Here is a 13,432-nt window from a genome sequence, read left to right as displayed (position 1 = left end):
TACTCCATCACAATAGAGTTGACGTCATTCCCTGCCCGGGATAAAACGGAGTGAGCCTCCGCTTTTAACAATACTAAACGGAGCCAGCCTCCGTTTGCAAGCAATTAAACGTATCGATGAACGAACCGACACCCAAAGAACGCAAACCCAGGGCCGACGCGCTACGCAATCGCCAGCGCATTCTCGAGGTCGCAAAAACGGCGTTTACCCACGCGCAAGGCGAGATCAGCCTCGAGGACGTGGCCCGCCAGGCCGGCGTTGGCGTCGGTACGCTATACCGGCACTTCCCGACGCGCGACGCGTTGCTGGAGAGCGTCTACCGCGCCGAGGTGGAGAAACTGGCGGAGGAGGCGCGCAAGCTGACCGATTCGCTGCCGCCGCTCGAAGCGCTGCGCGCCTGGATGACGCTTTTCATCGACTACATTGCGACGAAGAAGATCATTGCGCCTGCGTTGAATTCGATTGTCGGCGGGACGACCAAACTGTTCGAATCGTCCGGGGCCCAGATCATGGACGCGAACCAGTCGCTGGTTGCGCGTGCCGTGGCTAACGGTGATATCCGCGCGGATCTCGATCCGCTGGATCTGCTGCGCGCACTCATCGGCGTTTCAAATGTCGCGTCCGCGCCGGACTGGCAGCAGAGTGCCAAGAGGCTCGTCGATATCCTGTTGCTCGGATCGCGTCCGCAGGAATAGCACGGGTTTTCGGATCGATGCGCGGACAACTAACGCGCCGATAACGTCATGCGATGCGACGCCTTCACTCCGCGCGTCGCGTGGCTGGCATCGCCCGATAGCGCCGGTAGCCCAGACGCGTTATGCTTCCTCGCCACCCTCCAAGTGCGCGGGAGTGGCCTTCCGACCCGGCAGGCAAACGCGCCCGCTAAGGTGGAACGCAACTGGCACCCACCAGCAGTGCGCACCAACGAGCCCGCGATCCGCCGCCCGCCTGTATGCCATTGAGCCACCTGTTGTTAGCGGCCGAGCCGCCCCAGCTTGCACCGGGAATCGTGCACAGCAATTTCAGCGTGCAGGGCGACGCCCGTCATAGCTTCCTGGCGTGGCAGGAACGCATGAATCCGGTCTATGACATTCAGCCTGCTTCGAAGCGCGCCGACGAAACATTCGACGCGGCAATGTCCCGCTATTCGATCGACGACCTCAGCTTTTTCCATTTCCGCACCGGCCCGAATCTGGCCGTGCGGTCATTAGGGCGCGTGTCGACGGAGAACATTCGCGACGTTTCCTTTAGTGTGTTTCTGGAAGGCCGACCGGGTGAATTCGTGAGTGGCAGGCGAGGGCGCGATGCATCGCCCATCGCATCCGTGCCGACGATTCTTGCGCTGGATATGGATCAGCCATGTGCGGTTCGGAGCTTTCATGGCCGGATATTGTTGTTCTTCGTGCCGCGCGCATTGGTCGAAAAAGCTTTCCCTGACGCCGCTTCTCTGCATGGCCGCCAGATCCAGGCGACCACGCCGTTGACGCGCGCGTTGATAGCACATCTGATCGCGCTCAATCGGCAGATCGTCGGACTGAGCAAAGAAGACGCGCGTCAGTCCTTCCTCACCGCGGTCGAATTGCTGGCGGCCGCATTCAGCCGACAAGCGGGCCTATCCGGCAACGCTCGCGCAGCGGTGCGTGCCGCTGTGTATGGACAGGTGCGGCGCTATGTCGAGGCGCATCTGCATGATCCGGATTTGTCGACGGAGCGGATATTGGCGTCGCTGCATGTGTCGCGTGCCAGCGTGTACCGTCTGTTCGAACATGAAGGCGGACTCGCCACTTATATCGCCAGTCGCAGGCTGCGCATGGCGGCCGATGAACTGGTCCGCTTTCCCCATCTCGAAGTGCAGGACATTGCGGCGGGCCTCGGTTTCAACAGCGCATCCAGTTTCAACCGCGCATTTCGTCGCGCGTTCGATATCGCGCCGCGCGATTTGCACGGGTATGCGCCATTACTCCGGCGAGAAGGGGACGGGTTGGCGCGTCATACCACCTGGCCGACGGCGAGCCAGGCGGTACACGCTACACAGGTAGCACACGCAGCGCACGTTCACGCGTAAGCTGGACGTTTGACGTACGCGGCGGCGGTGCTTAAATCGTGGCTCGCGAGATCGATCGCTGCGTCGAACTGCTGTCGCTCCTGCCCGGTACGATGAAATCCGTTGCCTGGAGCGCGACCGTGTCCAAACCGGCAACTGAACGCTTGATGCCGGCGCGCGTCAAAATGCGCTTCAGGCACTTGTAGAAGAGTTCGAGTTGTCTTGCGTCGGTGGCTTTCGGCTCGAGATCGAAGACATGCTCGAGCACGCGGCGCGAGACGTAGAAACGTTGCAGTCCGTGGACGATACGAACCTGGAAGACGACGCCGTCGCTGTTGTGCGGCACCGCTGCCCAAATGAGTGAATGACTACTCATGGAGCCCCCGTGGATCACAATCTTAAGTTCTGAAGCTGGTGAATCCATACTCGCACATCCAAATAGGAGGGCAGTATTTTTCAAAATTGTGACACCCCAAGATTTGACATTTTCACCACAGTTTTTTATTGCAATGCAGCAAACAGCCTATAGACTCAATGTTGAGCGCCCGCATCGGTGCGCTGGCAGTTTTGCTACGACGGGAGAATGCGCCATGACGACGCTTCAGTCTTCACCCACTCCGACCGTCCCTGTACTGCATGTTTTCGAACAAGCCGGTGGCTGGCATTGGGGCATTACGATTCCGCGAGGTTTGGGAAGCGGATTCAAAGTGATTGCGTTCAGTGAGAGTACTTTTTCGCTCGAAGACGCCGCACGCAATGACGGGAGTCAGGTACTCGCCAGCCTTGAAGATGCGGCGGCTCATAACTGACTCGTTCCAATACCGGTTCATCGGGAACGCGAGCGCTGGACCTAAGCCGAGGTCTCCCGGTATCTGGAAAATTTCGATGTTTGTCCGATCCCGGGGTTGAAGCAGTTGCACGGATCGAGTTGCCGATAGAACGCCGCGAGCTGCGGTTTCGCGTGGTACAGGTGGCCCACGTTGTGTTCCGCCGGATATTCGGCGCCGCGCTGGTCCAGCAGTGTCCACATCTCATGTTCGACAGCCAGGCAATCGTTGCCCTTCCTGACGACGTAATCCTGGTGGAATACGTGGCACAAGAAGTGCCCGTAATACAGCTTGATGGCGATCGTTTCCTCGATCGCGGGCGGTAGCGTCTCGATCCATTCGCGATCGTTGCGGCGCAACGCGATGTCGAGCGCGACGATGTTCTCGACCTCGCGGCTGTGCACCGCACGATAGCGGACCGCTGCGCCGGCGGCGGCGAAGCGATGCAGAAATGCTTTCGTGCCTTCTTCGTCGGTACATTCGAAAAAACCGCCGGTCGCCGTCGAGAAAAACTCCGAGAGAAACTCGCGCGTTTCGCCGACGCTGTCGGCCGCGACTTTCAGCATCAGGTGATGCTCGTATCTGTCGCGATACTGTTTCATTCGTTGCGGCAGATGGCTCGGAAACAGTCGGCTGGCGGCTTGCAACACGCGGTCGGTGAGATGCGAGGGCAGAAAGCCGAGACGATCGAATAGCGCGTCGAAGCGGCTTTTGATTCCGAACAGCGCGGGCAGCCGCGACGTGCCGAGATAGTTGATCGCCAGAAAGGTATCTTTGCCGTATTTCTCGGCAATATCGAAGGCGTCCCGATGGAGGTATTCGCCCGAGATCGGCACGGCGTTAAAGTCGTGCAACGCGTGACGGCGGATTTCGGTGAACTCGTCGGGGCGGTTCGTGCCGATATAAAAGACTTTCGCGTTCTGTTCGATCGGGAACGTATCGAGCCGCACGGCAAACACCATCAGCTTGCCGGCCGAGCCTGACGCTTCATGAAGGCGCTGCGGGTCCGCGTTGAATCGCGCGGGCGTGTCGGCATCGATCTCGCGCACATGGCTCGCGTAGCCATGGTCGGATCCGGCGCCCGCATCGTGCCGGACGTCGGCGTCCGAGAATGCACCGCGCTCCAGCCGGTCCAGGATATCGTCGGGCGTGCCGCCGAGTTCGATCCCGAGATGGTTCACGAATTGCAGCTTGCCGGTGCTATCCACCTGCGCGAATGCCGCCATTTCCGTATAAGCCGGGCCCCGCTGCACCAGTGCGCCCCCCGAATTGTTGCAGACACCACCCAATACCGACGCGCCGATACAACTCGAACCAATGACCGAATGCGGCTCGCGGCCAAGCGGCTTCAGCGTTTTTTCCAGTTGATCGAGCGTGGCGCCAGGAAGGCAGACCACCTGCTTGCCGCCTTCGATCACCATCACCTTCTTCATTCGGCTCGTGCTGACAATCACGATGTCGCGATCATAGTCGTCGCCGTCGGGTGTCGAGCCGCCGGTGAGGCCGGTATTCGATGCCTGCGCGATCACGATCACGTTCGCCGCGATGCACGCCTGCAGCACTTTCCATTGCTCGACGATCGTGCCGGGCTGGACTACCGCGAGCGCCTTGCCTGCGCCGAAACGGAAGCCCGTGCGAAAGCGCCGGGTCGCGGCGTCGTCGGTCAAGGTGTGCTTTTTGCCGACAATAGCGCGTAGCTCCGCGATCAACGTTAGAGCGGCATCGTCCCGGGCGGCGACTGGCGGCGTGTGCACTGCGGACATCGACTTCTCCTCATAGGTGTTGGGTATGACGCGCATCGATTTCGTCCGATGGTTTGGGCTGCGACCTTTGAGCGCATCAGGTTGACGTGAAGGTTAAAATCAGCCCGGTCATTAGTCCAATATCTCGAAGTTGCTATTTGGAGACGAAAAACATATGGAATTGCGCCAGCTGCGTTATTTCCTCGCCGTCGCCGAGCATCTGCATTTCACCGACGCCGCGACCCATCTGGGGATTGCGCAACCGCCCTTGAGCCAGCAGATCCTGAAGCTCGAACGGGAGATCGGCACGCCGCTGTTTATCCGGCATCCACGCCGCGTTGAACTGACCGAGGCGGGGCGGCTGTTTCGCGAGAGCGCACGACGCATCATTGAAGATACGCAGCAGGCTTTCGTCGACGTGCAGAATGCGGGCCGGGGCGAGACGGGGCGGCTTTCGCTCGGCTTCGCCGGGTCCACGGTGTTTCATCCGGCCGTTGCGACGACAATGCAACGCTATCGGCATGCGTACGAACGTGTGTCGATCAGTTGCGAGGAGAGCAATAGTTCGCTGCTGCTGGATAAAGTCGCCGAGCGGCAACTCGACGCCGCGCTGGTGCGTATGCCACTGAACTGCCGGGATCTGGTCGTCGAACCGCTCGTGGACGAAGACATGCTGGCCGTGTTGCCGGCGAACCACCGTTTGAGCCGACGCCGGCGTATCCCTCTCGCGGACTTGGCGGCTGATCCGTTTATTCTTTTTCCGCGACCCATTGGTCCGGATCTCTACGATTCCATCATTGCCGCCTGCCAGGAGGCCGGCTTCGCGCCGGCAATCGGCATGGAGTCGCCGCAGATTTCATCGGCGGCGAATCTGGTGGCGGCCGGCTTCGGCGTCGCCGTGGTTCCCGCGTCAATCCGGCAAATCCAGGTGGAAAGCGTGTCGTATCACGCGTTGCAGGGTAATCCGCTGTCGACGGGCATTGCGTTGATTCACCGGCCGCGCGAAAAGTCGCCGACCGTGCTGAACTTTGTCAGGATTTTGCGCCAACAGCGAGCCGTTGCGCGTGCACGGTGAGGGTCATGTAAGCGGCGAGTTTCTGATTCGTAAGCATGCGGCGTTGCGATCGTGCGTTGCATGGATTCGCCCGTGCCGCTTCGGATATTCCCTGGTGCGTTTTGCTCCGTTTTACCCTTTAGGACCTCGCGCAAAGCGTCGATAACGTAGAGACATGCCGGCGTCGACATCACGTTCTTCAGTGGAGCGGATTCGATCGCCGTCGATCACACAGGTCCGTTGTCGCGTTGCCTATCGAGGTGAAACCATGGGAACGAAACTGCTGCTGGGTATTTCGGTGGCGCTGGTGTCTTTTGCCGGGCTGTTACATCCCGTGTCCGCGCGCGCCGACGGGCCGGCATCGGCTTATGGAAAGGGCGCGACCGATGCCTCGCTCGACCCGGGCGAAGAGCGCATGACGGCCGACGAAGAAAACAACGCGCGCCTGAAAGATCTGAGCGATGCCTATCACAACGGCTACAACGCGCGGGCCAAGGAAGACGCCGAGACGTACACCTCGTTGCGCGAGCAATTGAAGCATCCGCCGAAGGCCGCCGCGGCGCAGGTGATGCCGCCGCTTCCCGAAGGCATGCCGGGCGACGAGGAGGCGCAGGTGACTTCCGTACAGAAGCCGCAGATAGCGCAGCGTGCGTTGCCGGCGCAACCACAACCGCAACCACAACCGCAACCGCAGCCGCAATATCGCCAGGCGTATCAGCCGCCGCAATATGCGCCGCCACGGGCCATGCAGTATCAGCCGGCACCGGAATACACGGAGGCGCAGAACTACGCCGAAGCGCCGGCATACGCTGAAGCGGAGGACGAGTATCCGCAGTATCAGCAGCCCGCGTATGTCGCGCAGGCCTACGGTCCTCCGCCTCAAGCGCCGCAGCGTGTCGAGTATGTGGCGATGGTTGCGCAACAACAGGCGTACGTGCCGCAGCCGCCTCCGCAGGTCCTGGTTCAGCCGGTCATGATGGTCCGCCGCCCGCAGGCCTACGCGGGATATCGGCGCGCTTATTGGGCGCGTCCTTATCGGCAACCGCGTCCGGTTCGATACGGCTATTCGGTGCAGCCCGCCGACTATAGCGGATGGCAGTAAGCACCTGCTTCACGTTACACGTCCTTACACAGAGAGGCGACAGGACGTGTAGCACTCCCTCGTTTAAGAAGGTAAGCGGATCGAAGCCGCCCAACCTAACTCGACAGGGAGATACATCATGTTCAATCACAAAGCGCTTCTTTTCAGCCTGATGGCCGCTGCCGCCGGAACGATCGCTACCGCCTCGACGGCGCAAGCGGGTGAATGGGCCGCGAATCATCCGCGGCGCGTCGAGGTCAATAGCCGTCTCGCGAATCAGAACAACCGGATTCATCGGGAAGTGAAGGATGGCCAGATGTCGAAGGGCGAGGCGCAGACCCTGCATCACGACGATCGGCAAATTCGCCAGGAGGAACGCGATATGGCGTCTCAGGACAATAGTCACATCACGCGGACCGATCAACACGCTTTGAATCAGCAGGAAAATCAGGTTAGCCGGCAGATCGGGCAGTGAGCTGCGTGACAGGAAGCATGAAGGGCGTCGCTTCGATGGGGACGCCCCTTTACTCGTTCGACAAACCTTCGTTGCATAAAACCCGCTGCACGGCGGTCCGCTTCCGCACGTGCTCGTGCCAGGCATGCAGGTGTGCGAGTGGGGTGAAATCGATGTCGGCGTTGTACACCGATCTCATCCACGCGACCTTGCCCCAACCGGTCAGCGCGAACAGATAAGCGTTGGCGATCGTGAATACGTCGCCCATCAGAACAGGCGTGTCCGACCGTTGTTTATCGAGCCGTAGCTCGGCGTCAAACAGCATACCGCGCACCGACCTCGATCATTTCCGCGCGCTGTCGCGGCAACGGCGTGAGTTGGAAAGCACGCACCGACACAGTGCACCATATCGCCGGCATTGATTGCCACCGCACGAACGATCGGCGCCAAACATGGCACAGTAAGACATGAACGACTCGTCGGGGTAGGACGATGAAATCGACCGTTTTCAATACGCTGGCGGCCATTGCGTCGCTGGGGGTCACTTTTTCCCCGCTGCCGTGCTACGCCGACGAACTCGATCGGCAAATGGACTGCACCTCGAGCCCGCACGAATTTATCGGCGCGCTGCTGGACAACCAGTCCATCGACCCGAAACCCATGCGCATCGAAGCCAACTCGGTCAACTCGTTTCGTCCGACGCACGGGACCAAATTGAGCGCGTTCGGCTTTCACGTGTACGCGGTGTTCGGCTACGAGCAGGACGAGCCGATGTTCAAGCGGGGAAGCGGTCAACCCGTCAAACCGTCGACGTACGGCGTGGTGGTCACCGCTCCCGCCGCGTCGGTCGAAGCGAGCGTGCGCCGCGCGGGAAGCGAGGCGACCGTTCACGAGGTGATTCCGTTTCTGCTCACGGCCGTCTATTGCAACGGGCATTGAGGTACTGACCTGTCTTGAACGGCAAGCGAGACCCGGCACCGGACGGCACGGTGGCGCGAGTCTCCCGGCGGCGTGCGTTGCATGTCGAGGCCGGCGAAGCACGCATACCAATCACCCAAGTGCTTCGCCTGACTCACTCCATTCACCCGCAACTCAACCGCAAGCCGGCTTCGCCTTCTTGCATGCATCCGCAAGTTGCGGCGGCGGATCCTTCTTGAACACCGTCTTATACGATTCAAGCACGTTCGACTGCACCACCGGCAACGACTGCACGCCAATCCACGCCGGCGGTGTCTGTCCGATCAGCGCTTTCATCATCGCCAATGCTTCGGCTACGCCTTGGTCGTACGGACGTTGCGAGCCCGTGGCCTTAAGCGGTCCGCCCTTGGCAATTTCGATCGCGGATTGCAGACCCAGGTCGACCGTCGTCACCGGAATATTCACGCCCTGTGCGCGCATCGACGTCAGCGTGTCGAGCGCCGGCTGATCCCAAACGGCGAACAAACCCTTCACGTCCGGATTCCCCGTCAGAAAGTCCCCCGCGATCTGCCCGACTTTCGACGGATCGGTGAAATCGACCTGCTTGATCTTGAGGTCCGGACGGTTCTTCTTCATCCAGTCGTTCACAGCCTTGGTGCGTTCTTTCGTGCTGAAATAATCCACCCCGAAATTCACGAGCCCGATAGTCGACCCTTTCGGCACGCACGAGGCCAGCACCTTCGCCGCGATCTGGCCATTGCCTTCGCTGTCCGCCGAAATCATCGACGCGTATTGCTCCGGATGCTTCAACCCCGTCGGCACGTTGTCCATGAACACGAGCTTGATGCCGGCTTCCGACACTTTCTTGTAGGTGGCGGCCGTGGCAGTGCCGTCGACCGGAATGGAAATGATCCCATCTGGATGGCGCTGAATCGTGTTCTCGATATCGGCGATCTGCTTGTCGACCTGGTATTCGGCGGATGCCGTGCCGATCACTTCCACACCGTATTTCTTGAGCGTGTCGGTAATCCCTTGTACCTGCAATTGCGACCAGTCGAGGTTCATGGTCTGCATCGAAATGCCGACCTTGAATTTACCGGCTTTGATCTTGGCGACGTCGGCGGCGCTCAGTTGCACGGCGTCCACGGAAGCGGCTTTCTCGCCGTTCGGCCCCTGGCCGACAATCGTCTTCGGACCGATCGAACCGACCGGCAGGCTGGTCACGCATTGCGCGTAAGCCCCCGACGAAACCAGCGTTGCAACGGCGGCTGCCGCAAGGACGCCACCTAATACCCTGTTCGAGCCACGACGATATTGCTTCATGATTCTCCTCCGTTGGTCTTCACGTTTGTAGTACGGCTTTGCCTGTCTCCTGCCATTCACGAACAACACGCGGGCACATGGGGTCGACGTGCCCTCGTCACTTCCTGGTAAATGCCACCGCCGCGACGATGATTGCCCCTTTGATCACCAGTTGCAGCGACGAACTGACGCCGAGCAGCACCAGCCCGTTATTCAGCGTCCCGATGATGAGACTGCCCAGCAGCGTGCCCAGCACGAAGCCGCGGCCGCCGAACAGGCTGCAACCGCCGAGCGTCACCGAGGCGATCACGTCGAGTTCGAGTCCTTGCACCACGTCGGGCCGCGCCGCATGCGAACGCGCGGACAGCACGAGCGCGGCGAGTCCGGCCAGCATGCCGGTGAGAATGAACGCCAGCTTGGTCACGCGGCGCGTGTTGATACCGGAGTAGAGCGCGGCCGTCGGATTGCCGCCGGCGGCATAGATCTGCCGCCCGAACACGCTGTAGTGCAGCAGCAGAATGCCGGCGATCACCGCCAGTACGGTCCAGATAATCGGCACCGGTACGCCGAAAATATCGCCTTCGCCGAAGATCGCGATGAACGAGTCGTTACTGATAATGACGGGATGGGTCGTCGTCACCATCAGCGCGAGACCGCGTGCGGCGCTCAAGGTGCCGAGCGTGACCAGGAAGGAGGGGATGTTCAGCCGCGTGGTCACCACGCCGTTCAGCGCGCCGACTATCGCTCCGGTACCGATACCCGCAATCGCGCCGACGATCCAGTTATCGCCTACATACGCCATGGCCAGGGCTGCCGACATGCCCGACAACGCGAGCGTGGAGCCCACCGACAAATCGATCTGCCGCGCAATGATCACGAAGGTCATGCCGATCGCGATGATGGAAACGAGCGCGGTCTGGCGGCCGATATTGAGGAAGTTGTCGATGGAGAGAAACCACGGCGAGGCGAAACTGAAGACCACCAGCAGAATCGCGAACGCGCCGTACAGCGCGTACGGGCGGTCGCCTTGCAGGAGAAGTTGCGCGATGCGCCGGGCGCGGCTTTTCTGCGGCAGGGTGGCTTGCCGTTCGGCCGTCAGCGGCGAGACAGATTCATTCATGTTGCGTGCGCTCCGGCGGCAGTCCCTGCATGGGACTCGAAAGAAGAACGGGAAAGTTGAATCAGGTGATGCAACGCTTCGGCATTGGCGAGTTCGGCGCGTGCAACGGTCTTGACGATGCTGCCGTCCGCGACGATCGAAATCCGGTCGCACAGGCGCAATAACTCGTCGAGATCGGACGACACGACAAGCACGCCGGTGCCCGCCCGCGCGGCGTCATGCACCACGCCGTAAATTTCCTCGCGCGCGCCGACGTCGACGCCGACAGTCGGTTCGTCGAGCAGTAGCAATTTCGGGCGCGGATGATTCCACTTGGCGAAGACCACTTTCTGCTGATTGCCGCCGGATAGAAACTTGACCGGTGTCGACGAACCCGGTGCTTTCACGGCGAGTTCTTTCATCGAGCGTTTCGCCTGATGCTCGGCTGCCTGACTGCGCAACCATCCCCAGCGGGAAAATTGCGGTAATTGCGGCAAGGTCAGATTGCGTTCAATCGAATGTTCGAGCACGAGTCCTTCGAGGTGACGATCTTCCGGCACGAGCGCCACGCCGAGTTGGATCGCGTCGGCGGGTGAGAGGCGGGAGCGAGCAAGGCCGTCGATTTCGACCATCCCGGTTTCAACGCTTCTCAGTCCAAAAACGGTCTGCAGAATCTCGGTGCGTCCGCTGCCGATCAATCCCGCGAGCCCATGAATTTCGCCACGTTCGACAACGAGATCGACATTGCGGAGCCGGTCGTTGCTCACGCCAGAGAGTTTGAGCACCTCAGCGGTGGCGACATCGGAATTCGTAGCGGGCACGGCAATAGAAATGTCGTCGCCAGCAATCCCCGCCTTCGCCTGCAACGCCGCATGTTTCGGACCGACAATCGCCGCGACCAGTTGCTTCATATCGGTCTGCGCGGTCAAGAACATGCCGGCGTTCGCACCGTCGCGAAAGACGGTCACGCGCTGCGAAATCCGGAATACCTCATTCAACCGATGCGTCACATAGATCACGCCCACGCCGCGATCCGTCACCGCGCGAATCGCGTCGAACAGGATCTGTTCTTCACCGCCTGTAAGCGCCGACGTGGGCTCGTCGAGAATCAGTACCCGCACATGGCCCATCAACGCCTTGCAGATTTCAGTCATTTGCCGGTACGCGAACGGCAATGCGCCGACGGGCGTCTTCGGATCGAGCGGAATGCCATGCGAGCGCAGAAATTCGCCGACCTCGGCCATCAACTGGCGGTTCTTCACAAAGCCGAGTCGCGTGCGAGGCTCGCGCCCCAGCATCAGATTGGCGCCGACCGATAGCGATTCGACCAGGCTCAGATCCTGATAGACCACGGCGACGCCCGCCTCGCGCGATCGCGCCGGCGAGTCGAATGCCACCTTCTGCCCGTCGATTTCGATGACGCCTTCGTCGTAAGCGTGCACGCCGCTGAGAATCTTGATCAGCGTGGATTTGCCTGCGCCGTTCTCGCCGAGCAACGCATGGACCTCGCCGGGCAGCACGTCGAGGTTGACGCCGCGCAGCGCTTGCACGCCGCCAAATCGTTTGGTGACGCCCGCTACACGGATCAATGGAACCTGAGGCGATGACGCGGCCGCGACCGCAACCGGTTCACTCATCTGGCATGTCTCCTTCGTCAATGTCGACGCTTTTCTTTTTTGTGTCGTGCGCTCGGAAAACTCCGAGTTGTGATGCTCGCACCATGATTTTGGTGCGTCAATAACATTCGTCGCATCAAAACGGTCGTTCTGACCCGCTCATGTGAAGATTTGCTCGTAACACTTGTTATGATTCTATCAATCGTTGTAGCATAAGTGCGAACAAATTGTCAGCGGCCGTTGTGCGCTGCGCCAAATTTTCGGATGTCTTATGCCTGAAGCTCCTTCGTTGTCTTCGTCTGTCGTCGCGCTGCGCGGCGGGCCGCTCGTTCATTCCGTGCGCAATCCCGGCACGCCGTTCGATGCGTCGTGGCTGGACGGCTTGCGCGTCAACCAGTCCGCGGTCGAGCGGCGCACGGCGACGCTGGCCACGCGCCGCACGGTCAAGAAAGACGCCCAGGCGGCGTGGTTGTTAAAGGCCGTGACCTGCATCGATCTGACCACGCTCAATGGCGACGACACCGAGGGCCGCGTGCGGCGCCTTTGTGCGAAAGCGCGTCAGCCGGTGCGCGCCGATCTGCTGGAAGCGCTCGGCATCGCGCCGCAAGGCATCACGACCGGTGCGGTCTGCGTGTATCACCGCTTCGTCGCGGCCGCCGTGGATGCGTTGCAAGGCAGCGGCATTCCGGTGGCGGCCGTGTCGACCGGTTTTCCGGCCGGTCTGATTCCGCATCCGCTGAAGCTGAAGGAGATCGAGGCGTCGGTCGCGGACGGTGCGATGGAAATCGACATCGTGGTGACACGCGAATACGTGCTCACCGGCAACTGGCAGGCGCTCTACGACGAAGTGCGCGACTTCCGCGCGGCCTGCGGTCCCGCCCATCTGAAGACGATCCTCGCGACCGGCGACATCAAGACGCTCTCCAACGTGGCGCGCGCGTCGATGGTCTGCATGATGGCCGGTGCCGATTTCATCAAGACGTCGACCGGTAAGGAAGGCGTCAACGCCACGCTCGACGTGTCGCTCGTCATGGTGCGGATGATTCGCGAGTACCAGGAGCGCACCGGCGTGCCGATCGGCTTCAAGCCGGCGGGCGGTGTGTCGAATGCGAAGACCGTGCTGGCGTATCAGATCCTGATGAAGGAAGAGCTGGGCCGTGCCTGGCTCGAGCCGGAGCTGTTCCGGATCGGCGCATCGAGCTTGCTTGCCGATATCGAACGCCAACTCGAACACCACGTGAGCGGCCGTTATTCCGCTTTCAACCGTCACCCCGTAGCCTGAACAGAAGACCGAT

General features: G+C 60.8%; 13 protein-coding genes and 1 pseudogene. 8 read left to right on the top strand and 6 right to left on the bottom strand.

Annotated features, from left to right (window positions below; genetic code table 11):
- The first annotated feature begins 116 nt into the window (after positions 1 to 116).
- A complete protein-coding gene (locus B0G83_RS18900) occupies positions 117 to 695 on the top strand; it encodes a TetR/AcrR family transcriptional regulator (protein WP_105508893.1) in 579 nt (192 codons plus the stop codon).
- A 257-nt stretch (positions 696 to 952) separates the two neighbouring features.
- Entirely contained in the window at positions 953 to 2,065 is a 1,113-nt protein-coding gene (locus tag B0G83_RS18895; RefSeq protein WP_105508892.1) for a helix-turn-helix domain-containing protein, read from the top strand.
- Between the two features lie 31 nt (positions 2,066 to 2,096).
- On the opposite strand, the gene B0G83_RS18890 is transcribed toward B0G83_RS18895, so the two are convergent.
- Complete coding sequence (locus B0G83_RS18890; RefSeq protein WP_105508891.1) at positions 2,097 to 2,420, bottom strand: hypothetical protein; 324 nt, start codon at positions 2,418 to 2,420, stop codon at positions 2,097 to 2,099.
- Positions 2,421 to 2,634: 214 nt separating this feature from the next.
- Between B0G83_RS18890 and B0G83_RS18885 the strand changes: the two genes are divergently transcribed.
- Positions 2,635 to 2,853: a hypothetical protein gene (locus tag B0G83_RS18885; protein WP_105508890.1), complete on the top strand. Its 219-nt coding sequence runs from the start codon at positions 2,635 to 2,637 to the stop codon at positions 2,851 to 2,853.
- A 41-nt stretch (positions 2,854 to 2,894) separates the two neighbouring features.
- Here the strand turns inward: B0G83_RS18885 and dld are convergent, their stop codons facing one another.
- Positions 2,895 to 4,634, bottom strand: a complete 1,740-nt coding sequence (dld, locus tag B0G83_RS18880) for a D-lactate dehydrogenase (protein ID WP_105508889.1) — start codon at positions 4,632 to 4,634, stop codon at positions 2,895 to 2,897.
- 154 nt (positions 4,635 to 4,788) lie between these two features.
- Between dld and B0G83_RS18875 the strand changes: the two genes are divergently transcribed.
- The 3 genes from B0G83_RS18875 (at position 4,789) to B0G83_RS18865 (ending at position 7,223) form a co-directional block, all read left to right on the top strand.
- Positions 4,789 to 5,688, top strand: a complete 900-nt coding sequence (locus B0G83_RS18875) for a LysR family transcriptional regulator (protein WP_105508888.1) — start codon at positions 4,789 to 4,791, stop codon at positions 5,686 to 5,688.
- Positions 5,689 to 5,935: 247 nt separating this feature from the next.
- The gene (locus tag B0G83_RS38680) at positions 5,936 to 6,769 is read left to right on the top strand and encodes a hypothetical protein (RefSeq protein WP_181156950.1); all 834 of its coding nucleotides are present in this window, start codon (positions 5,936 to 5,938) and stop codon (positions 6,767 to 6,769) included.
- A 118-nt stretch (positions 6,770 to 6,887) separates the two neighbouring features.
- Positions 6,888 to 7,223 (top strand): hypothetical protein, encoded by a 336-nt coding sequence (locus B0G83_RS18865; protein WP_105508887.1) that lies wholly within the window; start codon positions 6,888 to 6,890, stop codon positions 7,221 to 7,223.
- Between the two features lie 49 nt (positions 7,224 to 7,272).
- Here the strand turns inward: B0G83_RS18865 and B0G83_RS18860 are convergent.
- Positions 7,273 to 7,473, bottom strand: a pseudogene (locus tag B0G83_RS18860) (glutathione S-transferase); the annotation flags it as partial.
- A gap of 221 nt (positions 7,474 to 7,694) precedes the next feature.
- Between B0G83_RS18860 and B0G83_RS18855 the strand changes: the two are divergent.
- Positions 7,695 to 8,141, top strand: coding sequence for a hypothetical protein (locus B0G83_RS18855; RefSeq protein ID WP_105508886.1), 447 nt, complete (start codon positions 7,695 to 7,697; stop codon positions 8,139 to 8,141).
- Between the two features lie 153 nt (positions 8,142 to 8,294).
- Here the strand turns inward: B0G83_RS18855 and B0G83_RS18850 are convergent, their stop codons facing one another.
- From B0G83_RS18850 to B0G83_RS18840, 3 genes are all read right to left on the bottom strand, one after another.
- The gene (locus B0G83_RS18850; RefSeq protein WP_105508884.1) at positions 8,295 to 9,443 is read right to left on the bottom strand and encodes a substrate-binding domain-containing protein; all 1,149 of its coding nucleotides are present in this window, start codon (positions 9,441 to 9,443) and stop codon (positions 8,295 to 8,297) included.
- A 97-nt stretch (positions 9,444 to 9,540) separates the two neighbouring features.
- Positions 9,541 to 10,542 (bottom strand): ABC transporter permease, encoded by a 1,002-nt coding sequence (locus tag B0G83_RS18845; RefSeq protein WP_105508883.1) that lies wholly within the window; start codon positions 10,540 to 10,542, stop codon positions 9,541 to 9,543.
- Positions 10,539 to 12,158 (bottom strand): sugar ABC transporter ATP-binding protein, encoded by a 1,620-nt coding sequence (locus B0G83_RS18840; RefSeq protein WP_105508882.1) that lies wholly within the window; start codon positions 12,156 to 12,158, stop codon positions 10,539 to 10,541. Before B0G83_RS18840 ends, B0G83_RS18845 begins: the two co-directional genes overlap by 4 nt.
- A gap of 250 nt (positions 12,159 to 12,408) precedes the next feature.
- On the opposite strand from B0G83_RS18840, the gene deoC reads away from it, so the two are divergent.
- Positions 12,409 to 13,419, top strand: coding sequence for a deoxyribose-phosphate aldolase (gene deoC, locus B0G83_RS18835; RefSeq protein ID WP_105508881.1), 1,011 nt, complete (start codon positions 12,409 to 12,411; stop codon positions 13,417 to 13,419).
- Positions 13,420 to 13,432: the final 13 nt, after the last annotated feature.

This window comes from Paraburkholderia sp. BL21I4N1, from assembly GCF_002973525.1.
GTDB lineage: Bacteria > Pseudomonadota > Gammaproteobacteria > Burkholderiales > Burkholderiaceae > Paraburkholderia.
The sequence above is the reverse complement of the archived record's forward strand: the minus strand, read 5'-3'. Positions and strand labels throughout refer to the sequence as shown.

Bases quoted from the DNA above. Each gene is read 5' to 3' on its own strand.
- B0G83_RS18900 (WP_105508893.1), top strand. From the start codon at position 117: ATGAACGAACCGACACCCAAAGAACGCAAACCCAGGGCCGACGCGCTA.
- B0G83_RS18895 (WP_105508892.1), top strand. From the start codon at position 953: ATGCCATTGAGCCACCTGTTGTTAGCGGCCGAGCCGCCCCAGCTTGCA.
- B0G83_RS18890 (WP_105508891.1), bottom strand. From the start codon at position 2,420: ATGAGTAGTCATTCACTCATTTGGGCAGCGGTGCCGCACAACAGCGAC.
- B0G83_RS18885 (WP_105508890.1), top strand. From the start codon at position 2,635: ATGACGACGCTTCAGTCTTCACCCACTCCGACCGTCCCTGTACTGCAT.
- dld (WP_105508889.1), bottom strand. From the start codon at position 4,634: ATGTCCGCAGTGCACACGCCGCCAGTCGCCGCCCGGGACGATGCCGCT.
- B0G83_RS18875 (WP_105508888.1), top strand. From the start codon at position 4,789: ATGGAATTGCGCCAGCTGCGTTATTTCCTCGCCGTCGCCGAGCATCTG.
- B0G83_RS38680 (WP_181156950.1), top strand. From the start codon at position 5,936: ATGGGAACGAAACTGCTGCTGGGTATTTCGGTGGCGCTGGTGTCTTTT.
- B0G83_RS18865 (WP_105508887.1), top strand. From the start codon at position 6,888: ATGTTCAATCACAAAGCGCTTCTTTTCAGCCTGATGGCCGCTGCCGCC.
- B0G83_RS18855 (WP_105508886.1), top strand. From the start codon at position 7,695: ATGAAATCGACCGTTTTCAATACGCTGGCGGCCATTGCGTCGCTGGGG.
- B0G83_RS18850 (WP_105508884.1), bottom strand. From the start codon at position 9,443: ATGAAGCAATATCGTCGTGGCTCGAACAGGGTATTAGGTGGCGTCCTT.
- B0G83_RS18845 (WP_105508883.1), bottom strand. From the start codon at position 10,542: ATGAATGAATCTGTCTCGCCGCTGACGGCCGAACGGCAAGCCACCCTG.
- B0G83_RS18840 (WP_105508882.1), bottom strand. From the start codon at position 12,158: ATGAGTGAACCGGTTGCGGTCGCGGCCGCGTCATCGCCTCAGGTTCCA.
- deoC (WP_105508881.1), top strand. From the start codon at position 12,409: ATGCCTGAAGCTCCTTCGTTGTCTTCGTCTGTCGTCGCGCTGCGCGGC.